Raw genomic sequence first — 23,026 nt, 5'->3', positions numbered from 1 at the left:
CGTTTGCAATATCTCAGCTCAAGCAGCCGGGCTGACGTACCCGAAGCGCGGCTTCAGTGCGTGACAGCCCCGGCCGCGCCAATGCCGGTCTGGCAGCGCACATATTGCGCGTCGAATCCGCTGCGGTCGGCCCTCGCCCGGGCGCTGCGGTCCAAGACCGAAAACAGCCAAATGCCGGCAAATGCGAGGGTGATCGAGAACAGCGCCGGATTATCGAGCGGGACGGGCGCCGACCCCTTGGGGTTGCCGAGCGTTGCTTCCCACACGGCCGGTGACAGGATGACGCCAACGACGGCGCTGATCAAACCGAGGAAACCGCCGATCATTGCCCCCCGCGTGGTCAGACCTTTCCAGAAGATCGACATGACCAGCACGGGGAAATTGCATGACGCTGCGATTGCGAAGGCAAGTCCGACCATGAAGGCGACATTCTGGTTCTCGAAGATGATGCCCAGGATGATCGCCAGCACGCCCAGGAACAGTGTCGCAATCTTCGAGACACGGATTTCGTCCTGCTCATCGGCCGTCCCGCCCTTGATCACCATAGCGTAGATGTCATGGCTGATCGACGAGGCACCAGCGAGCGCCAGGCCCGATACCACCGCGAGGATGGTGGCGAACGCCACGGCTGAGATGAAGCCGAGGAACACGTTGCCGCCAACGGCGTCGGCAAGATGTATCGCCGCCATATTTGAGCCGCCCTTGATAGCTGCGATCCCGCTCTTGGTCTTTTCCAGAATGCTCGCATCAAGAAAGGCCGTATCAGTCGAGACCAGCACGATGGCGCCGAAGCCGATGATGAAGGTCAGGATATAGAAGTAGCCGATGAAGCCGGTCGCATAAAACACGGACTTGCGCGCAGCTTTGGCGTCCTTCACCGTGAAGAAGCGCATCAAGATGTGTGGGAGCCCCGCCGTACCGAACATTAGGGCCAAGCCTAGGGAGATCGCCGACAGCGGATTGGAGATCAGGCTACCCGGCTCCATGATCGCCGTCTTCTTGGGATGCACCTCCGTTGCCTTGGCAAACAGCGCTTCGGGGCTGAAGCCGAATTTGTACAGGACCGCGCCGGCCATGAATGTTGCACCCAACAACAGCAGCACGGCCTTGATGATCTGTACCCAGGTCGTTGCTTTCATGCCGCCGAATGTCACGTAGATCATCATCAGGCCGCCGACCAGGACGACGGCCATCCAATAGTCAAGACCGAACAGCAGCTGGATCAACTTGCCGGCGCCGACCATCTGCGCGATCAGGTAGAAGGCGACGGTGACCAGCGAGCCGCAGGCTGCGAGAATACGGATCTCGGTCTGCCCGAGCCGGAACGAGGTAACGTCAGCAAATGTGAACTTGCCAAGATTACGTAGCTGCTCGGCGATCAGAAACGTGACGATGGGCCAGCCGACCAGCCATCCTACCGAGTAGATGAGGCCATCGTATCCGGAGGTATAAACCAGGCCCGAGATGCCGAGGAACGAGGCCGCCGACATGTAATCTCCCGCGATCGCGAGGCCGTTCTGGAAACCGGTGATGCCGCCGCCGGCAGAGTAGAAATCCGCGGCCGAAGCTGTCTGTTTTGCTGCCCAATAAGTGATGCCGAGGGTTAGGGCGACGAAGGCGACGAACATGCCGATGGCGACTGAATTTAACGACTGCTTGGTGCCGCCGTCGATGGCCCCGGCCGCAAGCGCGAGCGTGGGCAGGCTGGCAAACATTGCTATCGCGAGTACAAAGGAGAGCTTTTTCATGGCCGCTATCTCTCGATGATTCGACGGATCAGGGTGTCGTATGCGGAATTGGCCTTGCTGACATAGATGCCCGTGAGCACGAACGCCGACACAATGACGAACAGGCCGATCGGAATACCGATGGTTGTCACGCCCGCGCCCAGCCGGATGCCAAGGAATTTTGGCGCATAGGCGACCAGCAGGATGAAGCCGAAGTAGATGACCAACATGATCAGCGACAGCGTCCAACCGAGGGACGACCGTCGGCGCACCAGCTCCTGGTAGTTGGGATCCTGTTTGATCTTTTCGTGGCTGTTTCCATCCATCTTGGTCCTCCCGAAAATTCGCGGATTTTGGAAGACCATAGAGAAGGAACGGGCACGACAGCTTGATGTGGATCAATCGATCTTCACATGGCTCGGATACAGGAGAGCCGATCCGGCATTTCTTGATGCCCGCTACAAGGAGACATTGGGCGCATCACCACCTCACGACGTGCCGTTTGCGGTCTATCGGCGGATCGCACGGCCTCACACATTCGGGGCACACGCGGTCAGCTGCATCGGCAAGTTGTCGCGCAATCTCTTCCATCAGAACTGCATGATCCCACCCAGTGCCGTCGCTCTTGACGAGATTTCTGGCACGATAAAAGGCATGGGTCTCGGCGGCATCGTCACCGATGCGTATAGTCACGTTCGGATGGAAAGGGCAAACCGCTGTAGCCCGCGTCGTCAACAGCGCATGTCGCACGGCCAACTGTAGATTGTCGGCGCTGGCGTCTACTGACATCAGAGCCTCCCGTTTCAACGTGAATCTGTCGCGTTCATGCGACGAGCGCTTCGAAGAGCGAGGTCGCTACCTTATTTACTGGTTGTAAGCCGTCGATGCTCTTGAGAATTCCCTTCGCTCGATAATAGTCGGCGAGCGGTGCAGTTTGCCTGCGGTATTCATCCAGGCGGATTCTCAATGCGCCTTCCGTGTCGTCCACTCTTGCAGTCTGTCCGTTAGTCGTGGCTTCTTTTGCTCGATTGAGAATGCGACCTAACAAGACTTCTTCATCCACCTTCAACTCAACCACGCAGTCGAGATTGAGCCCGTTCGTCAGCAGGATGTCATCAAGCGCCGCGGCCTGAGCAATGGTGCGAGGAAATCCGTCGAGTATGAATCCGTTCTTCGCATCAGGCCGAAGAATGCGCTCAGCTACTACGGCCACTACAAGCTCGTCCGGTACAAGCTCACCACGTTCCATCATCGCCTTGGCTTTTCTCCCAATCGGAGTTTCTGCCGACACGGCGGCGCGCAGCATATCGCCGGTGGACAATTCCGGAATTCCTAACCGTTGAGCCAATCGTGTCGCCTGAGTTCCCTTCCCGGACCCGGGCGGTCCCAATAGAACAATCCTCATTTTGTATTGTCTCCTCCCTCGATCGCGGTAACTGAACTTCACTGGCTCAAAAAGGGCGTCGAATTGACCATCGTGGCCGGGCGCCGCGGCCGAACGGGCCAAGCCTAGTTGGAGCCCCAAACGAAAATCGCCGGGGCTCCTGCCAACTCCTGAGCTGCCCGCGTCGAGCGGTCGGCACCCTCTCTGGGCAGTTCGGCGGTGACGTTAGTGACATTATTGCCCTCGCTAAACGCCGCATTGAGCGATATCAAAAGGTTCGTCGACGTGACCTGACGAACGACGCCGTACGGACCCAAGAGGTGATCGAATGAGAGGATTGCGATACCAATCGTTTCTTCTGTACATCCAACGAATTTGCCCCAGGCGAATCAATCCGGACCAGGGCATGCTTCTTATAGCTGTTATGATCGGTTTGACCCTATCGCCGGCGATGGGGGCCGATGCGGATCATGGTGCGGAACTCGCAAAACGTTGGTGCGCTTCCTGTCACGTCGTCAGCAGTGATCAGAAGCAGGCAAGCGCAGATGTCCCCCCGTTCGCCGCATTAGCTCAGAGATCGGATTTCAGCGCAGAGAAACTGGCGTTCTTTCTGCTAGAGCCGCATCCCAAGATGCCGAACTATCCGCTCAGCCGAAACGAAGCAGGCGATATCGCCGCCTATATCGGATCGCTACGAAAGTGAGGCGCATCCAGCGCCACCCCGCGCCATGTTCTCAATCGCGCCGAGACTAACGGTTCCGTTTCGACTGACTTAGCTGCGCTGGACCGAACACGCAGCCGAAGCCGAGAAAAGGTCATGCATTCACCTGGCGCAAGTCCGATTTCCGAAAGCCAACTATGGTGGGTAAGCAGTCCAACCACCGGCATGCTCGTGCTTGGTCGATAACCTTATCGCTTAACTTGCTGCCTTCATGTCCTCTGGCGATTCCATGTAAAAGCCCGAATAACTATCGACGAAACAGAGATGGTCATGGACCTCCTTGACCCCGGCGGTATTCTCCGCTGCAACAATCGCCGCTCGTCGCGAGTGCTCATCGATAACGAGCCCATGCAAATGCGCGACCCCATGCCGGACCGTGACCTGGAATCCAATCGGCCGCCAATTGGTCGCGTAGACCTCCCGAGTGATGCGGTTGCGGATATGGTCATCATCGGTGGTAGGATCTGGAATCTCGCGTGCCATACTGGCGACGGCTTGAAGGATATTCGATCGCGTGACAATGCCGACGAGCGATTTGGCGCGCATCACGGGTAGCCGCTTGATGTCGTGTTTCTCCATAAGACGCACGAGTTCGTCAAGAGGCGCATTGTCTTCCACCATAATCGGATCGCGCGTCATCACGTCCTCTACCTTGCGTCCATGTTCATGGACGAAGTCACCAGCGACCCGACCGGGACCGACGAATATTTCAAGCCAGTTCGGCCGCTTGCGCTCGGTGTCAATCTCTTTGCGATGAAGGAAATCGCTCTGAGACACGATACCCAGCAGCGTCCCATCGGAATCCAACACTGGGAGGCCGCTGATATGGCAACGCAGCATGATGTTTGCTGCATCCACGATCGTCGTGTACGGAGTGACGGTAATCACGTCCTTCGTCATAATCTGGTGAGCTCGCATGAGAGATCTCCTTCAGTATCAGTATTTTCTGATCTTACCGCTATCGCTCCAAAGGATGTTGATCTCGCTCAACTTTAAGCGGCGGCCTGGTGGTCTCCTTGACGTGTATCAATCGTGAGATGCGCATCTCGAATAGCATTCCGATTGGAACAGGAGGCATCGAAATGCGCGCGCATCAGGTCATGACCCGCAAGGTGATATCGGTAAAGGTCGATACACCTATCATCGAAGCTGCAAGGCTGATGCTGCAACATCATGTCAGCGGCCTTCCGGTGGTCGACGACACGGGCGGGCTTCTCGGAATTATCTCTGAAAGCGATTTCATGCGCCGCAGTGAAATCGGCACGCAAGGGCCGTGCATTCGGTGGCTGGACTTCCTGATGGGGCCGGGAAAATCTGCCGTGGAGTTCGTGCGCGAGAGCGGCCGCAAGGTGGGCGAGATCATGACACGGGACGCTCTCTTCACCGCGACGGAAGACATGCCACTTGATGAACTCGTAGGATTGATGGGACGTCAGAATGTAAAGCGTTTGCTCGTTGTTCGCGCGGACAAGCTAGTCGGGATTGTGACGCGTTCGGACCTGCTACGAGCCGTCGCAAGTCTTGCTCGGGATGTCCCGGATCCAACTGCCGATGACGATCACATTCGCAAGCGCGTGATCTCGTCAATCGAGAAAAACGAATGGCAACCGGCCCAGCTTGGGGTCGCCGTGCGGGACGGAATTGTTAACCTAAGCGGCATGATCACTGACGAGCGCTTTCGTCAAGCGACGATCGTGGCGGCTGAGAACGTTGCCGGCGTCAAGCTGGTTCACGACCATCTCTACTTTCTCGACACCGTGTCCGGGATTTCATTCCGCTCGCCGGAAGATGAGGGTTGGTCAAAGGCCAGCTAATGCAGTGACGGGGACGAGGTAATTATAGTGAGCGAGATGTTGCGTGACCGCGCGGAAGAACTTTTACGAAATGGTCGCGGGGATCAAAAATTATGTAAGGTCAAATTGCTTAGAAGCGAGTTGGAGACAAGCGCTGCACCTGGGTGCGGTTCTGTTCAGGACAACGATACAGAGATGTTCGTCTTTGGCCGGTTGATGGTGGCTAAGCCGACGCGCAGGTGTCTTGCTGTGCTCGAGTCCAAGAGCCCCGACCGATCCTGATCGGTGCTCCGTCCTTCATGTCAAAATAATAGGACTGCATTGGTCACTCTCAGGGATAGGAAATGAGGCACGCGTACACCCCCAGACTCGCAGAGTCGGAGGGCATCCGCAAATCGAGCGTCCAGGGACGTCGGCTCCGAACCTACAGCCGCCAACTTCCCTTACGCAGACTGAGATTAACGAAAGCCGCGGCGAACAAGCTTGTCCTACATCAATCAAATGCCTAGATGGGCGACCTGTGAGTATTCTGATGCGGCGGGCGCAACATCTCCGAGCAATGGCGGGCAATCATGGTTTCCTCGCTCGTAGGAATGACGCGGACATCCACCCTGCTGTTCGCAGCGCTGATGCATTCGCTCGCCTGATCATTCGCCGAACGGTTGACCTGCACTCCCAGCCATTGCAACCGTTCGCATATTTGCTGCCTTATCTCGGCGCTGTGCTCGCCGACACCGCCAGTGAAAACCAGGCATTCCAGACCGCCCAATGTGCTGGCCATCGCGGCGACGTCCCTAGCGACGCGAAACGTGAATAGCTCGATAGCCTCGGCAGCTCGCGGATCATCGCTGGCGAGCAAGACACGCATGTCGGCGGAAAGGCCGGAGACGCCAAGCAATCCGGATTCCTGATAAAGCACCCGCTCAAGTTCATTGAGTGACATGCCGCGCTGCTGAAGGTACAGCAGCACGCCAGGATCGATGGTGCCACCGCGCGTGCCCATCATCAATCCGTCAAGCGGAGTGAGGCCCATGGTGGTATCGAGGCTTCGGCCGTTGCGCATAGCGCAAAGGCTGGCTCCGTTGCCGAGATGCGCCGCTACGGTGCGCATGCCGGCCAGGTTCGACGAGGTCTTGGCCAAGCAGTTGGCGATGAATTCAAAGGAAAGTCCGTGAAAGCCGTAGCGGCGGATGCCCATCTCTTCGAATCGCCTCGGGATAGCAAAGCGGCTGACGGGTGGCACGAGGGCATGATGGAAAGCGGTGTCGAAGCAGGCAATTTGTGTGAGGCCGGGCTGCAGCGACCTGATGGCCCGCATCGGCGACAAGCAGCGCGGCTGGTGCAAAGGCGCAAGCGGCGTCAGGGCGGCCATCGCGTCGATGGTGTTGTCGGTGACTTCGGCTGGACCGTCGAAATCGCGTCCGCCGTGAACGACGCGATGCCCGACGGCGGCTAACGTGCCGCCGGCGAGATAGTCATTGCTCCAATTCAGGATATCGGCGAGCAGGGTATCGCCGTTATTGTCGGCTGGTGCGCCTCGCCTCTCGAACAAGTGATTACCGGCGGCGTCGGTCACGGTGAAGCCTGGCTTGGTCCCGTGTTCGTCGAGCAGACTTTTGCAGAGCAAGCGCGGCTCAGTCCTCGAAATATCGAACAATCCAAATTTGATGCTGGAGGAGCCGGCATTCAGGACCAAGACTGCGTCGCACATCATCGATATTCCTGACATGGCAGGCGAGGCAATCGTCAGTCCCCGCCTGGGGCCGAAGCTTGCCCAGCCGCGCTGCTTGGCCAGACCCAGTTACGAACTTGCGGCATGTCTTCGCCGTGTTCGCGGACGTAGTGCGAATGTTCGATCAATGCATCGCGAAACTGCTGCTTGATATGGGCAGCAGCGATGCCGAGGCCGGGAACGCGTTCGATGACCTCGATCGCCAGATGAAACCGGTCAAGCTCGTTCAGCACCACCATGTCGAACGGTGTTGTCGTGGTGCCTTCTTCCTTAAAGCCGCGGACGTGCATTCCGGCGTGGTTGGTCCGATTATAGGTCAGGCGGTGGATAAGGTAGGGATAGCCGTGATAGGCAAAAATCACCGGCCTGTCGCGGGTGAAGATGCCATCGAAATCGCGCTCGCTAAGGCCGTGCGGATGCTGCTCGTTCGGCTGCAGCGTCATGAGATCGACCACGTTGACAACGCGGATTTTCAGCTCGGGCAGGGATTTTCGAAGCAAGTCTACCGCAGCCAGCGTTTCGAGCGTCGGAACGTCGCCGGCACAGGCCATCACGACATCCGGCTCGGAGCCTTCGGTTTCGCTACCGGCCCATCTCCAGATTCCGATGCCCGCGTCGCAATGCGTCGCTGCCTGCTGCATAGTCAGCCACTGCGGCGAGGCCTGTTTGCCGGCGACAATCACGTTGATCCTGTCATAGGTCCGCAGGCAATGGTCGGTGATCCAGAGCAGGGTATTGGCGTCAGGTGGAAAGTAAACGCGTACAATGTCGGCCTTCTTGTTGGTGACGAGGTCGACAAAACCCGGATCCTGATGACTGAAGCCGTTGTGATCCTGCTGCCAGACGTGCGACGTCAGGAGATAGTTGAGCGAGGCGATCGGGCGTCGCCATGGCAGGCTGCGCGAAACTTTCAACCATTTGGCGTGCTGGTTGAACATAGAGTCCACGATGTGGATGAAAGCCTCGTAGCAGGAGAAAAGGCCGTGCCGGCCGGTGAGCAGATATCCCTCAAGCCAACCCTGGCAGAGGTGCTCGCTCAGCACCTCCATCACCCGGCCGTCTTGGGCGAGATGAACATCATAAGGCTCAGTCCCCTCCATCCATACCCGCTCGGTTGCCTCGAACACCGCATCGAGACGATTTGATGCGGTTTCATCCGGCCCCATGATCCTGAAGTTCCGCGCCTCAGCGTTCAGGCGCACTACGTCGCGAAGGAAGCGCCCCATCAAGCGCGTCGCCTCGGCATTGACGCCACCGGACCGGGGCACATCAACCGCATAGTCCTGAAAGTTCGGCAGCTTCAGGTCGCGTTTCAACAATCCGCCGTTAGTATGGGGATTGGCGCCCATTCGTCGCTCTCCGGTTGGCGCAAGCGCCTGTAATTCAGGGAGGAGGCGGCCAGTGTCGTCGAACAAGGTCTCGGGCTGGTAGCTGCGCATCCATCGCTCGAGGAGTTCAAGATGCTGGGGATTTTCGCGTGGATTGGCGATCGGAACCTGATGGGCGCGCCAGAACCCTTCGACCTTTAACCCATCGACTTCCTTGGGGCCGGTCCAACCCTTAGCACTGCGGAGCACGATCATCGGCCATTTTGGGCGGTCGCTCGTCGTACGTCCGTTGCGCGCGTTTCGCTGGACCGAACGAATGCTCTCGATGGCCCGATTCAGTACCTCGGCCATCTGCCGATGCATCAGCCCGGGCGCGTCACCTTCCACGAACAGGGGTTCGTGACCATAGCCGGCAAAGAGCTGACGGATCTCGTCGTCGTCCATCCGGCCGAGCACGGTCGGGTTGGCGATCTTATAGCCGTTAAGATGAAGGATCGGCAGAACCGCGCCGTCATGGACGGGGCTCAGAAACTTGTTGGAATGCCATGAGGCCGCGAGCGGCCCGGTTTCGGCTTCGCCGTCACCCACCACGCAGGCAACGATAAGGTCGGGGTTGTCGAAAGCTGCGCCATAGGCGTGCACCAGCGCGTAACCGAGTTCGCCACCCTCGTGGATCGACCCCGGCGTCTCCGGGGCGACGTGACTGGGGATGCCGCCCGGGAAGGAGAACTGCCGGAACAGACGTCGCAGACCATCGGTATCCCGACTGACATCGGGATAGATCTCGCCGTAGGAGCCTTCCAGATAGGCATTGGCGACGACGCCAGGGCCGCCATGGCCGGGCCCGCAAACGTAAATGACATTGAGATCCAGGGCACGGATCGCACGATTGAGGTGAGCGTAGATGAAGTTTAGCCCAGGTGTCGTCCCCCAATGTCCCAGCAGGCGCGGTTTGATGTGCTCTGGCCGCAGCGGTTCCTTCAGCAGCGGATTATCAAGCAGATAAATCTGACCGACCGACAGATAGTTGGCGGCGCGCCAGTAGCGGTCCAGCAAGTTCAGGTCATCGATATTCGGCAGCTCATCGTTCGCTCTTGTCATTCCCATCTCGATCCCTCCGGGACGGCCTCCGTATCAACCGGATCGAAGGCCAATCGATCCGTCCCGCCAGTCAAAAAGGTCCGCATTGATGGTCTATGCGGGGAGCAGAGTAGGACGCGGTTGGCGTGGTCCATCTAGAGTTCGCGTCGCGCTTTCCATGCGACGGCGATGGCAGCGGCCCCGATAATCAACGTAATCATCAGCAAGGTTTGCATGATGCCAAAATTCAAAGCGTCGCGCGCGACGAACAGCGAGGTGATCGCCGCGGCAACTGCCGAGAGGAAACGAAAAAGCCAAGCCATTTTGAAGCCATTTCTATCTGTACGTTACTGTAGCGCGACGGGTCATGATTTGATGGGCGCGCATGGTGATCGCCAGTTCGATGCCGTCTTACAGCCGGCGGAATGCCGCCGATTTGCGCGGCATTCTGCCAACTTTGGTCAGGCGGCGGTCTTGAACTCAATTTTTTTGCTCTGCTTGGGGGCAGGCTTCTGCACCGTCACCTTCAGAACGCCGTTAGCGATCTCGGCCGAAATATCCTCGACCTTGACGCCAGAGGGCAGTTCGACCAAACGCGAGAACGAGCCATAGCTGCGTTCGACTAGGTGATAATCCTTGTTCTTCTCCTCGCGTTCGTTCTTCTTTTCACCGCGAATGGTGAGGAGATTGTCGGCAACGTTGAGCTCGACATCCTTCTTCTCCAGTCCCGGGAGCTCGGCGGTAATCTCGATCACCTTGTCGGTCTCGCTGATATCCATGCTGGGCATAGTCGTCGCGGCGAGGCCAGGAAGATTGCGTGTGACGCCTTCAAAGAGCCGATCGATCTCTTGCTGCAGAAGTGAGAACGGATTGGTTTCGCGGCGGGTCACAGCACGCTGGGTTCCAACTGGGATCACGGATTTCGCATTCATGTGCACCTCCTGATAAAAGCGTACCGGCATGCGCATATTAAGAGAGGCGAGCCCTGCTTCTTTGACGAGGGTCAAACTTGAAGAACGTGTATCTTGCACACGCTTGCGTGAGAGATGAGAGGGCGAGAGATGCACGCAATGGTCCTGACGGCACCTGGAGCGCCGCTTCGGCTGAGGCGCGGCAGGATCCGGCGCCCGGGCGTGGAGATGTGCGCGTGAAGGTCGGCGCCTGCGGCGTATGCCGGACCGATCTGCACGTCGTCGAAGGAGAATTGCCTGATATTGTCTATTCGGTCGTTCCCGGCAGGAAGCGGAGCGGGCAGAGCCCGCGAGCCTGGCGTGCAAGCTCGGCGTCCGCTTCGTCGGCCTGTTCCTGACTGCGGATCTGGCGACCCGGCTGGCGCGGATCGAGCAGCGCAAGAGCGATGCATCCGATGCGACGCGGGATATTGTCTTGATGCAGGAGACCTTCGCGATCGGCGCGGTGGATTGGCACATGGTCGATGCCTCGGGTACGCCTGGTCAGTCGCTGAGCAGCGTTCGTGGGTTGTTGCTTGATTCGGGGCCGGGCGAGGCCTGAAGATGGCGAGGCGCCCAACCAAGACGTCCTGCTGGCGCGAGACCTCTGCGGCAAGTGGCCCCGATTGCGTAACCGCATTCCAGAAGAGCGGCAGCTCGGCGAATTAAGGTCATCAAGGCGCGTCCCAGCACGGCGAACGCCGATGATGCCCAAGGCGGTGCATCAGATCCGCGTCGCGGCCACGCGGATGCGCACAGCCGTGGCGCTCTTCGCGCCGATCCCAGTCGATGCGAAATGGCGACATTTCCCCAGTTTGATGTGCATCAACGTCGACCGGGCACCCGTGAGTTACGCTCCACGCAGAAACCAAGGGGCCGAGCGTCCTCGCGAATGTTTGGGAGAACGGCGATGTTCAGGAACATTCTGGCTCATATTCCCTCGGAGCGTCCGGTCAGGCCGGTGATTGAGGTCGCCATCGCATTGGCGATGGCGCGCCGGTCGCATCTCGATGCGGTGGCCATCGGCTATGAATCGATGGGCGGCGTCGGAATGTTGGTGGGGAGCGGTGGAGCCGCCATTGCCTCCGCAGTGGGGGCCGAACAGGAGCGGGCCCAGGAAAGGGCCGACGCGGCGATTTCGGTTTTCAAGGTCGAGGCCAAACTCGCCGAAATTGCCTATGGCATCAGGAGTTTCGCGGCGATCCCGGCCGAAGCCGGAGAAGCCATCGGAGCGCTTGCGCGGCTTTACGACATGACCATCGTGCTCCAGCCCGACTCGTCGAAATCCAGGTACGACAATGACATTCCGGAGGCCGTCCTGTTCAATTCCGGCGGTCCGATGCTGATGGTTCCCTACACCCACAAGGGGCCGCTCGACACGCACCATGTCGGGATCGCCTGGGACGGCAGCCGTCTCGCCGCCCGTGCGTTGCGCGATGCGATGCCGTTTCTAATGGGCGCGAAAGCAGTGACCGTGATTGCGGTTAACGAGGAAGCAGGCGAGGCATCCTCGGACCAACTCGTAGGCCATTTGGCCCGGCGTGGCGTCGCAGCGAGGGTCCAACGGCTGGCCGTGGAGCGCGGCGATGTTCAAGCAGCCATTCTATCGATTGCAGCCGAGAGCAATATGGGTCTGCTGGTGATGGGCGGATATGGCCATTCGCGATTGCACGAGCGAATTCTCGGCGGCGTCACACGAGGCATGTTCGAATCGATGACCGTGCCGGTGCTGATGTCACACTGATCTGATTTCGATCCGTTCGTTCACAAGGGAAAAAGCATGACCGTACACAACCACGCCGTCGTCTGGGTCGATCACCGCGTCGCCAAGGTTTTCTACCTGGGCCTGGAGACCGTCGACGAGCGGGCCATTCATGCCGACCTGGCAAGGCCGCATCTGCATCACAGGGCTAACACGATCGGCTCCGGCAAGGTCGAGGACGATCCGGCCTTTTTTCCGCGGATCGATGAGGCGCTGGAACATTGCGAGGCGGTCCTTGTCGTGGGTCCCGGAAACGAGAAGACGCTGCTGCTGAAGCATCTGAAGGAGAGCTGTCGTGCGCCCGGGGATCGCGACCTTCGCGCCAAGTCCTGCGATCACCCGACTGACCGCGAAATCGTCGCGCTCGGGCGCCGTCACTTCCATCTCGGCGAGCCCGTGCGTTGAAATCGGGCGTGGGCTGACCGGCCGCTATCCCGCCAGTTTGATGCATCTCAATGTCCGCCCGATGACTGTCGGTATCGTTTCCCAGACCCCAGAAATCGAAGGGAGATTGTCATGGCAGAGCTATCTGAACGGGCCGTATCCGATTCCTCCCAATCATCCGTCAACGGGGAGGCGCAAGCCTCCAAATTGAACCAGAGTGCACTGGAGTTCATGTTCGGCGCGCAAAGGATGATGTTTGAGGAGTTCGTTTTCTTCACCGACGAGATGCTGGAGCGAGCGCGTACCGAAATGCATCTTTTTTCGGAGTTCGCGGCGAAGTCGGCGGGCGCGAATTCCGTCAAGGACATCAAGACGATGTGTCAGGAATGCGGGCAGCATCAGCTCGACTTCCTTCGCCGCGACTCCGAACGGCTGTTCAAGCATGGCGAGCGGATGATAGCGACCACGTCGAACCTGATTAGCGGCGTTCGCTGAACTGATCGGCCAAATGCCATGCAGCCGAAATCAACACTGCCAACGGCGGAGGTGACCGTTCTGCCACTCCGTGCCCGTGCCGCGGACCTGGGCGACGACCGGCAATCCGCCGTGCCGGCCGAACTGCCAGTTGCGCCCGTAACGCAAGTCGTGGACGGCGAGACATATCAGGCCGATCGCGCCCTTCATGCAATGCTGGCGCGCCTGAGCGGCGGCATCTCGCCGGCGGCGCTGCTGTTGGCCTATACAGACTGGCTTTCGCATTTCGCCTCGTCGCCGCAGCGACAGATCGAGATTTCGCAGGACGCGCTGGTCGAAGGGAAGCGGTTTCTTGAAGCCGTACAGCACTTCTATTCGCCCGGGCAGGGAGGGTGGTCGCTGATCAGGCCGCAAGCGCAGGACCGGCGCTTCGATCGGCCGGATTGGGAACATCCACCATTCAATCTGATGGCGCAGGCGTTTCTCTTGGGCCAACAATGGTGGCACAATGCTACCACGGGCGTGCGCGGCGTGGCGAAGCAGAACGAGGCCATCGTCGAGTTTTCGGTCCGGCAGATGCTGGACGTGTTGTCGCCCTCCAATTTTGCCGCGACCAATCCGGAAGTGCTGCGGAAATCGTTCGAGAGCGGCGGCAAGAATTTCGTGCGAGGCTGGCGAAATTTCTGCACCGACTGGATGAGCCTGGCGTCCGCGGGTCTTGGACCTGTCAAAACCGGCGATTTCGTTGTCGGCGAAACCGTCGCGACGTCGCCCGGCAAGGTGGTGTTCCGCAACGAATTGATCGAGCTGATCCAGTATTATCCGACCACCAAACAGGTGCATCCGGAACCTATCCTGATCGTGCCGGCCTGGATCATGAAGTACTACATTCTCGATCTGTCGCCGCAGAACTCGCTGGTGAAGTATCTCACTGGCGAAGGCTTCACCGTCTTCATGGTTTCGTGGCGCAATCCGGACGCGACCGACCGTGAAATCGCCTTCGATGACTATCGAAAGCTCGGCGTCAAGGCTGCGCTCGACACGATCGGCGATATCGTGCCCGATCGCCAGGTTCATGCGCTGGGCTATTGCCTGGGTGGAACGCTGTTGTCGATATCAGCTGCGACCATGGCGCGGGATGGCGACGACCGCTTGAAGTCGATAAGCTTGCTTGCCGCGCAAACGGATTTCACCGAGGCCGGCGAGCTGACGCTATTCATCAACGAGAGCCAGGTCGCGTTCCTCGAAGACATGATGTGGGAGCGCGGCGTGCTCGACACCACGCAGATGGCAGGTGCATTCCAGCTGCTGCGTTCCAACGATCTGATCTGGTCGCGGCTCACCCGCGACTATCTAATGGGAGAGCGGGCGGTGCCGAGCGATCTGATGGCGTGGAATGCCGACGCCACCCGCCTGCCATACCGGATGCACTCGGAATATTTGCGCAAGCTGTTTCTCAACAACGACCTCGCCGGGGGCCGATACGTTGTCGAGGGAAAGCCGATCTCGCTGTCGGATATTCACACCCCGACGTTCGTGGTCGGGACGCTTCGCGATCACGTCGCGCCGTGGAAATCCGTCTACAAGATTCACTACCAGGTCGATGCCGACGTGACCTTCCTTCTCACCAGCGGCGGCCATAACGCGGGTATCGTGGCGCCTCCTAGCGAGCAGGGCCACACCTATCGGGTCAAGACCGAGGCGGCGGATGCGACCTATACTGGTCCCGACGAATGGCTGAAGACGGTGCCGGTGGTCGAAGGATCGTGGTGGCCGGAATGGACAAAATGGTTGGCGGCACGATCCGGTGAGCCATCCGAGCCGCCGCACATGGGCACCAAAGTTGCGGACGAGAACAATCTGCCCGATGCGCCGGGCGACTACGTGCGTCACTGATCGCGCATCTGGGAAGCCGTCGATCTATTGGCGGACCGGACAGCTTGAAACGCCCAGAGCGGCATAAAGCGGGCAACTCCTGAAAAACGCCGTCGCAAGCGGCACCAGCCCGAGCAGCCCGGCCCAGCGCTATCCCTCGATGGCAAGACCGTCCTGTAACGCATAGGCGACCAGCGCCAATCCCAACACGATCCGCACGTACTGATCAATGGTCCCGATATTTACCTGCATGGCACTGCTCCCTCGGATGTGCCTCGGTGAAACCGAAGTAAGTTCTCATGCGAAGTCGGTGCCGGCTTTGATCTGTCTCAACAATGAGTTGGCTACGACGGATACGGAAGACGAGAGCGGATTTGTCATCAGGCCGAGACCGGTGCCGGGCTATCTTGCCGCGCTAGAAACACATTGTGTGGGATACCTTCACAGGGCCCGCGACCCACCGGGTATTGAACACCGATGTCCACCTATCGCCTGAAGAATCTGCTTTCGCCGCATTCCGTCGCGCTGGTCGGGGCCAGTCCGCGCCATGGCTCGGTCGGCCGCGCCATTCTCAACAATATTCGCAAAGCCCAATTCAAGGGCGAATTCGGCCTCGTCAATCCGCGCTATCACGAGATCGATGGTGTCGCGACCGTCGGCAGCATCGCAAAACTGGCTTTTGCGCCGGAGCTCGTTGTCCTGACCGCGCCGGCTCGTGCCATCGCAGGCCTGATCGATGAGGCGGGCCGCCGCGGTACGGCAGGCGCCGTCATTGTCAGTGCCGGACTCGGTCACGGTCCGGGTTCGCTGGCGGATGCAGCGGAGCGCGCCGCGCAAAAACACGGCATGCGGCTGATCGGACCGAATTGCCTGGGCATCATGATGCCTTGCGTCAGTCTCAATGCGAGCTTTTCCGCGCATATGCCGGCCGCGGGAAATCTGGCGCTGATCTCGCAGTCCGGCGCCATTGCCGCGGGCATGGTGGACTGGGCGGCACAGCGGGCCGTTGGATTCTCCGGAATCGTGTCGATCGGCGATCAGCTCGATGTCGATATCGCCGACCTGCTCGATTACTTCGCGCTGGACGAAAAAACGCATGCCATCCTGCTTTACATCGAGGCGATCAAGGATGCCCGCAAGTTCATGTCGGCGGCGCGAGCCGCCGCGAGAATAAAGCCCGTCGTGGTCGTCAAGTCAGGCCGGATGGCGCAGGGCGCGCGGGCGGCTGCAACCCATACCGGCGCGCTGGCCGGGGCAGACGCCGTCTACGACGCCGCGTTTCAGTGCGCCGGCGTCCTGCGCGTATCGGATCTTCGGGAATTGTTCGACTGTGCCGAAACGCTCGGGCGGCTCAAATCGCCACCCGGAAAGCGGCTCGCGATCCTGACCAATGGCGGCGGCATCGGCGTATTGGCGACTGACCGGCTGGTCGAACTCGGCGGTATTCCCGCCGACATCTCGCCTGCGACCCGCGACAAGCTCGATGCGGTATTGCCCCCGACATGGTCGAAATCGAACCCGGTCGATATCGTTGGCGACTCCGATCCCGCGCGCTATGCCGCGGCGCTCGAAGTGTTGCTGGCCGACGCGAGCAACGACGCCGTGCTGGTGATGAATGTCCAGACGGCGATCGCCCGTGCCGATGATATTGCAGCGGCCGTGATCGGCGTGGTCGGGAAATATCGCGCCGAACGCCGCATGTCGCCGAAGCCCGTGCTGGCGGTCTGGGTCGGGGCGGACCAGTCGATCAGCGATTTGCTGAGCGGCGCAGGCATTCCGAACTATCAAACCGGTGGCGACGCCGTCCTCGGCTTCATGCATCTGGTGCGCCATCGCGAGGTGGTGGAGGCGCTGGCGCAGGTTCCGCCCGCCATGCCGAGCGAATTTGCGCCCGATATCAATGCGGCGCGGCAGATCGTTGCCGCGGCGCTGGCTGACGGCCGCTCCTGGCTCGATCCGATCGAGGTCAAGCGGCTGCTCGACGCCTACGAGATCGCCGTCGTGCCGACGTTTGCCGCCGCCAATGCCGAAGAGGCGGTCGCGCATGCGACCGCAATCTTTGCACAGGGCTCGACCGTCGTGCTCAAGATCACGTCGCGCGACATCGTGCATAAATCCGATGTCGGCGGCGTCGTGCTCAACCTCACCAGCGCCGAAGCGGTGCGCAAGGCGACCGCCGAGATTCTCGCGCGCGCAAGATCGTTGCGGCCGGAGGCGCGGATTTCGGGCGTGATGGTGCAGGCGATGGTGGTGCGGGCGAAGGCGCGCGAACTGATTCTCGGCCTCGCCGACGATCCGACCTTCGGCACCGTGGTCGTGTTCGGCCGCGGCGGCACGGCGGTCGAGATCATCAACGACAAGGCGCTGGCGCTGCCGCCGCTCGACCTGCAACTGGCGCGCAGCCTGATCGAGCGCACCCGCGTCTCGCGGCTGCTCTGCGCCTATCGCGACGTGCCGGCGGTGAAGCCGGACGCCGTCGCGATGGTTCTGGTCAAGCTGGCGCAGATGGCCGCCGACATTCCCGAAATCCGCGGGCTCGACATCAACCCGTTGCTGGCCGATGAAGCTGGCGTGCTCGCCGTCGACGCGCGCGTCGTCATCGGGCGCGTGGAGCGGAAGTTTCGCGGATCGGGCCCGGCGAATTTCGCCGTGCGGCCCTATCCCTCGCAATGGCAGCGTCACATCGAGGTCAAGGACGGCTGGCGCGTATTCGTTCGTCCGATCCGGCCCGAGGACGAGCCGCTGATCCACGAGATGTTGAAGCACGTCACGATGCAGGACTTGCGGCTGCGGTTTTTCGCCCCGATGAAGGAGTTTTCCCATGAATTCATCGCCCGCCTGACCCAGCTCGATTATGCCCGGGCAATGGCCTTTGTCGCGTTCGACGAGGGGACCAACAAGCTGGTCGGCGTGGTCCGGATTCATTCGGACTCGATCTATGAGAGCGGCGAATATGCGATCCTGTTGCAGTCGGACCTCAAGGGCAGAGGACTCGGCTGGACCCTGATGCAGATGATCATCGAATATGCGAAGTCTGAAGGGCTGAAGGCGATCTCCGGCGACATCTTGGCCGAAAACACCGTCATGCTCGCAATGTGCCGCAGCCTCGGCTTCGAGGTGAAGTCGGACCCGGTGGAACACGACATCTGCAACGTCAGGCTGGCTCTCTAACTGTTTTCTAGCGCACCGGCTGAAGCCGCGGAAGACATCGGGCCGCAAGCGCTGGAGTGGCGTGAGATCACGACCACGTTTTCCCGCCCGGTATCCAGGCAGATCCGACGGACTTTCAGCGGAGAACGGGAGGTGTCGGTCTTTCGATCTTCGGGCATTCTTCGCGGGCTTCTTTCCACATTGCGGCACCGGCTACAACCACCAGGGCCATGCCTCCGAGGCCGATCCATTCGATCGATCTCAGGAAAAACGCGAGCTGGAGGTACCATTGCGGCTGTTCGCTGTCGGCGACCGGAACGGCGTCGGGAACAAGAGTTCGACTTGCCAGCCAAGCGGCACCGGCCGTGATGGCGAACAAGAGTAAAAGCTTTAGATAGGTGCGCATCGATTGTCTCCGTTGCGATTGATGCGACGAGCAGCGGCGGTGGTGATCACGCCCGTGCCCAAGGTGCCGGTACCGCTATTGATCATCAGTGCGATAGCAGGATTGGGAGTGGCGGCCTGGACAGCAGGCTCTTGGTGGCGCCGCCCAGGATGAACTCGCGCCATCGCGAGTGCCCATAGGCCCCCATCACGAGAACGTCGATCTTATGCGAAGCCGTGTAGGCTTCGAGAATGTCGCCGATCCCCCGACCGTCGGCGTCGACCTTGTCCAGAACCACGTCGATGCCGTGGCGGACAAGGTTCTTTGCCAGTTCCTCGGCGGAATGCTTGGTATCAAGTTTCTTTTCGTTGATGACGGTAACGATGCGCACCTTCCTGGCTTTTTCGAGCAGGGGCATCGCATCGGAAACAGACCGCGCGGCCGCGCGGCTGAAATCCCAGGCGACTGCCACGGTTCCGAGTTCAAACGGGCGAGGACGAGGGCTCTCGGGCAGAACGAGCGTCGGCCGGCCGGATCCGAATATGACCGCCTCTGCGTACCACTGGTCGTAGCTCTCCGGCACGGGGACGATAGTGAGGTCGCGAAGCCGCGCATAATCCACCAGCAAGTCCGGCACAGCGAAGGTCGGGCTTCTTTCGAGATAGGTTTCGTGCAGAATGCCGGCCTTGTCTGCGGCGGCGGTAAAGGCGGCCAGCATGTCCTTGGCGCTCTTGCGGCTCTTTTCGGCCTCGCCCGCGATGATGCCGGGGACATTGGCAATCGAGCCGGAAAGGAAATGCCCGGGCACCTGCACGTGCACCTCGCAGGCGACGGCGGCAAGGTGAGCGCCGAGGCTTGCGGCGATCGCGACCGCCTCCTCGGTGACCGCGACCGGGGTTGGCTCGGGATAACTCGTCAGTGTCAGCAGAATATCCTTGAATGCCATCAGGCTCTCCTTTTCTTGCGAGACGTAATCTAGCGTCTCGTTGGGATGCGCGTTTGATCCATCGCAAGAGGCAGGATTTGCCAGCTCTAGGATTGCAGCCGCGGGCGCAGCACCGGCTTCAGGAGTTCGAGGGCGATCAGCGCGATGATTCCCGAGCCAAGCGTCAGGGCAAGGTCATCTGCGTGCAGAGGTCCGAAGGCAAAAAGCTTGCTTGCAAACGGCCACAGCAAGGTAAGGGCGAGGATAGCGGCAACGGCGGCGAGCACCGCGGCCAGGGTTCGGTTTGGCCGGCGCAGCGCTGTCAGCAGTGACGCACTGAAAGAACGGTTGACCAGGATCAGGCTGACGATCACGACGACAAGCGAGAAGAACGCCAGCGCACGCACTTCCGGCACTGGCATGCCCGACTGGAGCGCCAGGACGTAAATGGCGGCGACCACCGCAAAAGCCAGCGTCCCCTGCAGCAGGCTCCAGGCGATCAGCGCCCACGTGAACAGCGGTTCGTCGGGAGCGCGCGGCGGGCGGCGCATGACGTCATCTTCCTCGGTTTCGGCCTCGAATACCAGCGAGCAGACGGGATCGATGACCATTTCGAGGAAGGCAATATGGATCGGTCCGAACAGCAGGGGGAGGCCGAACAACAGTGGCAGCAACGCCAGCCCCGCAATGGGTACGTGAACGGCAAAGATGAAACTCATGGCCTTGCGCAAATTGTCATAGATGCGGCGGCCCAGACGGATCGCCATGACGATCGAGCCAAAATCGTCGTCGAGCAGCACGATGGCCGAGGCTTCGCGCGCGACATCCGTTCCGCGACCGCCCATCGCGATGCCGATATGGGCCGCCTTGAGCGAAGGCGCATCGTTGACGCCATCGCCGGTCATAGCGACAATCTCGCCATTGTTCTTGTAAGCGTTGACGATACGAAGCTTCTGCTCCGGCATGATCCGCGCGAAAACGCTCGCCGTCTCCACCCAGCCAGCCAATTCTGCCTCGCTCAACTTCTCGAGTTGTTCGCCGGTGATGAGCTCACCGCGCTCGAGGCCGGCTTGTTGCGCGATCGCCTTCGCCGTCGCCGGATAGTCGCCGGTGATCATGACAGCCTTTATGCCGGCCGATCGGCATTCGCGGACAGCCTCGACGACGCTGGCGCGGAGCGGATCGGCAAGGCCGACAAGCCCAAGAAATTCGAACGTCAGTTCACGCGGCGAAGCCGGCCAATGCGGCCCGGCATGCGTGGCACGCGCGACGCCCAACACGCGCAAACCTGCGGAGGCCATCGCGTCGACGGATTGTGTCAGCGCCGCGCGATCGGCGCTGCTCATCCGGCAAAGGCCGGCGATTGCCTCGGGCGCGCCCTTGCTGGCAACGACGTATTCCTGCCGGTGACCGTCCAGTTGCCAGATCTGGGTTACGGCCAGCAGATCGGGCCGAAGGCCGTAGGCGTGCACCAGCTTCCAGTTCGGGTGGCAATACGAGGCCTCGGTCAGTCGCTCGCGCGCCAGGGTATGGAATGCCCGCTCCATCGGATCGAACGGCTCAGGCGCGCTCGCGAGCAAGCCGAATTCGCTCATTGCCCGGAACGATGCCGGCATTTCCAATCGATGGTGCGGACGAAGAATATTGCCATCGATCGCGTGCAGCTCGACGATCGTCATCCGATTCTCGGTGAGGGTGCCGGTCTTGTCGGTGCACAGCACGGTGGCGGAACCAAGCGTTTCGATCGCCGCCGCGCGCCGCGTCAGCACGCGCGCCAGCGAAATTCGCCACGCGCCCATCGCCATAAAGACGGTGAGGACGACCGGAAACTCTTCCGGCAGCATCGACATGCCGAGCGCAATTCCAGCCAGCACGGCGTCCAGCCAACCGCCGCGCATGATTCCGTAAAGCAGGACGGCCAGCAGGCTCACTGCGCCGCCAAAAACGGCAAACAGCCGGACGACGCGCCGGGTCTGCGCCTGCAGGCGCGGTGGTTCGGTTTCGAGCCCGGCCAGCGATTGGCCGATCTTGCCGATCTCGCTTCGCGGGCCAATGGCGGTCACTTCCGCCAGTCCCGAGCCTCGCACCACCAGGGAGCCCGAGAATACCTGCGGTAGGTCGTCGCCTCCCGGCCGCTGGGGTCCGGACCCAGGACGATTGTCCCATGCGACCTTGCGCACGGGTACGGATTCGCCGGTCAAGGTCGATTCGTCGGCCTGCAGATCCTGGCACTGCAGGAGAACGGCGTCGGCAGGAACCCGGTCCCCCTCGGAAAGGACGATGAGATCGCCCCGTACGACGTCGCGGCCGGCGATCCGTTGACGCTGACCGTCGCGAATGACAAGCGCGCGGGGGCTCGTGAGGTCGCGCAGCGCCTCCAGGACGCGCTCGGTGCGCGTCTCCTGCACCACGGTGATCACGATCGACATCGTGGCGAAGGCGACCAGGATGATCGCCTCCTTCAGATCGCCGAGCAACAGGTAAACGGTGCCGCCGACCAGGAGCAGCGCCAGCATCGGTTCGCGCAGTACCTCAATCGCTATCCGAAACGGCGTGCGCCGATCGGGTTGGGGAAGCTCGTTATGCCCCTCGGCCTGCAGCCGCGCCTGGGCATCGACTTCATTGAGGCCACGGAACGGTCCCTGGGATTTCGGGAAGTGAGACACTACACCTCACAATCGGGTTCAATCGATGTGCGCGCGATGGAGGACGTCTCGGCTTTGATCGGATATGGCTTGACCTCGACGGTTGCTACCGAGAGACGATTATACAGATCGCGCCGATGCGCGAGCGGCCACCAATCGTAGAGAAAGATCTCAAGGGGTCGCCAATTAGCAACCCAGCCGAGGATCAAGAAGCTCTCTTCAGCCAATCTCTTGAAAGCGGTTTCAGTCAGATAGCTCCCAGCCAAATGCGCGAGCAAAAAACAGGCGGCAAGAATTGAGGCGCCAATTACCAGCGAACGCCGGCCTATGCGGAAAAGTTCGTTTAGATCATGCTGGACGACGACGGCCCGACCGGCAAAATAGCGATTGAATGCCTCAACAAGATCGCGCGATGCTCCTTTTTGCGACTCGTTATCCGGAATGTGCACCACAATCTTGAAGGGGCGGTTGCTGGGCATCTCTCGTGCCCAACTTACGATGTAATCCTCGGCCTCATCAGCGAGGTCTCTATCCCGAAATGGAAACGGATCAAGGGTGTGAAACAGCTGCGCGATGTCGTTCACACGAATTTCGATCAGGTTTTCCGTGGCTTTAGACGCTCGCTCACTTTCCTTTACCATCGGATGCTGCCTTGCATCGCTCGTTGCCATTCCATTTGGACCGACTAAGGATGGCATGGCGCTGGCTCTC

21 protein-coding genes and 2 pseudogenes are annotated in these 23,026 nt (G+C 60.3%); 10 read left to right on the top strand and 13 right to left on the bottom strand.

Annotated features, from left to right (window positions below; all coding sequences use genetic code 11):
* Window positions 1-53: 53 nt before the first annotated feature.
* Window positions 54-1,748, bottom strand: a complete 1,695-nt coding sequence (locus GWE18_RS24950) for a cation acetate symporter (RefSeq protein ID WP_275188345.1) — start codon at window positions 1,746-1,748, stop codon at window positions 54-56.
* Window positions 1,749-1,753: 5 nt separating this feature from the next.
* On the bottom strand, window positions 1,754-2,053 hold the full coding sequence (locus GWE18_RS24945; RefSeq protein WP_275188344.1) for a DUF485 domain-containing protein: 300 nt from the start codon (window positions 2,051-2,053) through the stop codon (window positions 1,754-1,756).
* A 67-nt stretch (window positions 2,054-2,120) separates the two neighbouring features.
* Between GWE18_RS24945 and GWE18_RS24940 the strand changes: the two genes are divergently transcribed.
* On the top strand, window positions 2,121-2,489 hold the full coding sequence (locus GWE18_RS24940; RefSeq protein WP_275188343.1) for a hypothetical protein: 369 nt from the start codon (window positions 2,121-2,123) through the stop codon (window positions 2,487-2,489).
* A gap of 61 nt (window positions 2,490-2,550) precedes the next feature.
* Here GWE18_RS24940 and GWE18_RS24935 read toward each other — a convergent pair whose 3' ends face one another.
* On the bottom strand, window positions 2,551-3,132 hold the full coding sequence (locus tag GWE18_RS24935) for an adenylate kinase (RefSeq protein ID WP_275188342.1): 582 nt from the start codon (window positions 3,130-3,132) through the stop codon (window positions 2,551-2,553).
* A 385-nt stretch (window positions 3,133-3,517) separates the two neighbouring features.
* Between GWE18_RS24935 and GWE18_RS24930 the strand changes: the two genes are divergently transcribed.
* Complete coding sequence (locus GWE18_RS24930; RefSeq protein WP_275188428.1) at window positions 3,518-3,814, top strand: c-type cytochrome; 297 nt, start codon at window positions 3,518-3,520, stop codon at window positions 3,812-3,814.
* A gap of 213 nt (window positions 3,815-4,027) precedes the next feature.
* Here the strand turns inward: GWE18_RS24930 and GWE18_RS24925 are convergent, their stop codons facing one another.
* Window positions 4,028-4,750 (bottom strand): CBS domain-containing protein, encoded by a 723-nt coding sequence (locus GWE18_RS24925; RefSeq protein ID WP_275188341.1) that lies wholly within the window; start codon window positions 4,748-4,750, stop codon window positions 4,028-4,030.
* 164 nt (window positions 4,751-4,914) lie between these two features.
* Here GWE18_RS24925 and GWE18_RS24920 point away from each other — a divergent pair, with 164 nt between their 5' ends.
* Window positions 4,915-5,646 (top strand): CBS domain-containing protein, encoded by a 732-nt coding sequence (locus GWE18_RS24920; RefSeq protein ID WP_275188340.1) that lies wholly within the window; start codon window positions 4,915-4,917, stop codon window positions 5,644-5,646.
* A 484-nt stretch (window positions 5,647-6,130) separates the two neighbouring features.
* Here GWE18_RS24920 and GWE18_RS24915 read toward each other — a convergent pair whose 3' ends face one another.
* From GWE18_RS24915 to GWE18_RS24900, 4 genes are all read right to left on the bottom strand, one after another.
* Window positions 6,131-7,336 (bottom strand): acetate/propionate family kinase, encoded by a 1,206-nt coding sequence (locus tag GWE18_RS24915; RefSeq protein WP_275188339.1) that lies wholly within the window; start codon window positions 7,334-7,336, stop codon window positions 6,131-6,133.
* A 35-nt stretch (window positions 7,337-7,371) separates the two neighbouring features.
* A complete protein-coding gene (locus GWE18_RS24910) occupies window positions 7,372-9,786 on the bottom strand; it encodes a phosphoketolase family protein (protein ID WP_275188338.1) in 2,415 nt (804 codons plus the stop codon).
* A 134-nt stretch (window positions 9,787-9,920) separates the two neighbouring features.
* On the bottom strand, window positions 9,921-10,088 hold the full coding sequence (locus GWE18_RS24905; protein WP_275188337.1) for a hypothetical protein: 168 nt from the start codon (window positions 10,086-10,088) through the stop codon (window positions 9,921-9,923).
* Window positions 10,089-10,226: 138 nt separating this feature from the next.
* Complete coding sequence (locus GWE18_RS24900) at window positions 10,227-10,832, bottom strand: Hsp20/alpha crystallin family protein (RefSeq protein ID WP_342804293.1); 606 nt, start codon at window positions 10,830-10,832, stop codon at window positions 10,227-10,229.
* Here GWE18_RS24900 and GWE18_RS24895 point away from each other — a divergent pair.
* The 6 genes and pseudogenes from GWE18_RS24895 to GWE18_RS24870 all read left to right on the top strand — a co-directional run.
* Window positions 10,827-11,020, top strand: a pseudogene (locus tag GWE18_RS24895) (alcohol dehydrogenase catalytic domain-containing protein); the annotation flags it as partial. The gene GWE18_RS24900 and the pseudogene GWE18_RS24895 overlap by 6 nt on opposite strands.
* Window positions 11,021-11,151: 131 nt before the next feature.
* A complete protein-coding gene (locus tag GWE18_RS24890; RefSeq protein WP_275188336.1) occupies window positions 11,152-11,277 on the top strand; it encodes a hypothetical protein in 126 nt (41 codons plus the stop codon).
* A 348-nt stretch (window positions 11,278-11,625) separates the two neighbouring features.
* Window positions 11,626-12,459 (top strand): universal stress protein, encoded by an 834-nt coding sequence (locus GWE18_RS24885; RefSeq protein ID WP_275188335.1) that lies wholly within the window; start codon window positions 11,626-11,628, stop codon window positions 12,457-12,459.
* 36 nt (window positions 12,460-12,495) lie between these two features.
* Window positions 12,496-12,882, top strand: a complete 387-nt coding sequence (locus GWE18_RS24880; RefSeq protein WP_275188334.1) for a hypothetical protein — start codon at window positions 12,496-12,498, stop codon at window positions 12,880-12,882.
* Between the two features lie 111 nt (window positions 12,883-12,993).
* Entirely contained in the window at window positions 12,994-13,356 is a 363-nt protein-coding gene (locus GWE18_RS24875; protein ID WP_275188333.1) for a hypothetical protein, read from the top strand.
* Between the two features lie 18 nt (window positions 13,357-13,374).
* A complete protein-coding gene (locus tag GWE18_RS24870; protein WP_275188332.1) occupies window positions 13,375-15,231 on the top strand; it encodes an alpha/beta fold hydrolase in 1,857 nt (618 codons plus the stop codon).
* A gap of 24 nt (window positions 15,232-15,255) precedes the next feature.
* Here GWE18_RS24870 and GWE18_RS24865 read toward each other — a convergent pair.
* Window positions 15,256-15,462: pseudogene (locus GWE18_RS24865) on the bottom strand (DUF2892 domain-containing protein).
* A gap of 225 nt (window positions 15,463-15,687) precedes the next feature.
* Between GWE18_RS24865 and GWE18_RS24860 the strand changes: the two are divergent.
* A complete protein-coding gene (locus GWE18_RS24860; RefSeq protein WP_275188331.1) occupies window positions 15,688-18,381 on the top strand; it encodes a bifunctional acetate--CoA ligase family protein/GNAT family N-acetyltransferase in 2,694 nt (897 codons plus the stop codon).
* 115 nt (window positions 18,382-18,496) lie between these two features.
* Here the strand turns inward: GWE18_RS24860 and GWE18_RS24855 are convergent, their stop codons facing one another.
* The 4 genes from GWE18_RS24855 to GWE18_RS24840 form a co-directional block, all read right to left on the bottom strand.
* Window positions 18,497-18,766, bottom strand: coding sequence for a hypothetical protein (locus GWE18_RS24855; protein WP_275188330.1), 270 nt, complete (start codon window positions 18,764-18,766; stop codon window positions 18,497-18,499).
* A gap of 85 nt (window positions 18,767-18,851) precedes the next feature.
* A complete protein-coding gene (locus tag GWE18_RS24850) occupies window positions 18,852-19,691 on the bottom strand; it encodes a universal stress protein (protein WP_275188329.1) in 840 nt (279 codons plus the stop codon).
* A gap of 86 nt (window positions 19,692-19,777) precedes the next feature.
* A complete protein-coding gene (locus tag GWE18_RS24845; RefSeq protein WP_275188328.1) occupies window positions 19,778-22,336 on the bottom strand; it encodes a cation-translocating P-type ATPase in 2,559 nt (852 codons plus the stop codon).
* A complete protein-coding gene (locus GWE18_RS24840; RefSeq protein ID WP_275188327.1) occupies window positions 22,336-23,013 on the bottom strand; it encodes a hypothetical protein in 678 nt (225 codons plus the stop codon). Before GWE18_RS24840 ends, GWE18_RS24845 begins: the two co-directional genes overlap by 1 nt.
* Between the last annotated feature and the right edge of the window lie 13 nt (window positions 23,014-23,026).

The sequence above is a fragment of the Bradyrhizobium sp. CSA112 genome (genome assembly GCF_029051645.1).
Taxonomy (GTDB): Bacteria; Pseudomonadota; Alphaproteobacteria; order Rhizobiales; family Xanthobacteraceae; genus Bradyrhizobium.
Note: the sequence above shows the minus strand (reverse complement) of the source record. Positions and strands in the feature narration are given on the sequence as shown.

Coding starts and splice junctions, on each gene's coding strand:
- GWE18_RS24950 (WP_275188345.1), bottom strand. CDS start 1,748: ATGAAAAAGCTCTCCTTTGTACTCGCGATAGCAATGTTTGCCAGCCTG.
- GWE18_RS24945 (WP_275188344.1), bottom strand. CDS start 2,053: ATGGATGGAAACAGCCACGAAAAGATCAAACAGGATCCCAACTACCAG.
- GWE18_RS24935 (WP_275188342.1), bottom strand. CDS start 3,132: ATGAGGATTGTTCTATTGGGACCGCCCGGGTCCGGGAAGGGAACTCAG.
- GWE18_RS24930 (WP_275188428.1), top strand. CDS start 3,518: ATGCTTCTTATAGCTGTTATGATCGGTTTGACCCTATCGCCGGCGATG.
- GWE18_RS24925 (WP_275188341.1), bottom strand. CDS start 4,750: ATGCGAGCTCACCAGATTATGACGAAGGACGTGATTACCGTCACTCCG.
- GWE18_RS24920 (WP_275188340.1), top strand. CDS start 4,915: ATGCGCGCGCATCAGGTCATGACCCGCAAGGTGATATCGGTAAAGGTC.
- GWE18_RS24915 (WP_275188339.1), bottom strand. CDS start 7,336: ATGTGCGACGCAGTCTTGGTCCTGAATGCCGGCTCCTCCAGCATCAAA.
- GWE18_RS24910 (WP_275188338.1), bottom strand. CDS start 9,786: ATGACAAGAGCGAACGATGAGCTGCCGAATATCGATGACCTGAACTTG.
- GWE18_RS24905 (WP_275188337.1), bottom strand. CDS start 10,088: ATGGCTTGGCTTTTTCGTTTCCTCTCGGCAGTTGCCGCGGCGATCACC.
- GWE18_RS24885 (WP_275188335.1), top strand. CDS start 11,626: ATGTTCAGGAACATTCTGGCTCATATTCCCTCGGAGCGTCCGGTCAGG.
- GWE18_RS24880 (WP_275188334.1), top strand. CDS start 12,496: ATGACCGTACACAACCACGCCGTCGTCTGGGTCGATCACCGCGTCGCC.
- GWE18_RS24875 (WP_275188333.1), top strand. CDS start 12,994: ATGGCAGAGCTATCTGAACGGGCCGTATCCGATTCCTCCCAATCATCC.
- GWE18_RS24870 (WP_275188332.1), top strand. CDS start 13,375: ATGCAGCCGAAATCAACACTGCCAACGGCGGAGGTGACCGTTCTGCCA.
- GWE18_RS24860 (WP_275188331.1), top strand. CDS start 15,688: ATGTCCACCTATCGCCTGAAGAATCTGCTTTCGCCGCATTCCGTCGCG.
- GWE18_RS24855 (WP_275188330.1), bottom strand. CDS start 18,766: ATGCGCACCTATCTAAAGCTTTTACTCTTGTTCGCCATCACGGCCGGT.
- GWE18_RS24850 (WP_275188329.1), bottom strand. CDS start 19,691: ATGGCATTCAAGGATATTCTGCTGACACTGACGAGTTATCCCGAGCCA.
- GWE18_RS24840 (WP_275188327.1), bottom strand. CDS start 23,013: ATGCCATCCTTAGTCGGTCCAAATGGAATGGCAACGAGCGATGCAAGG.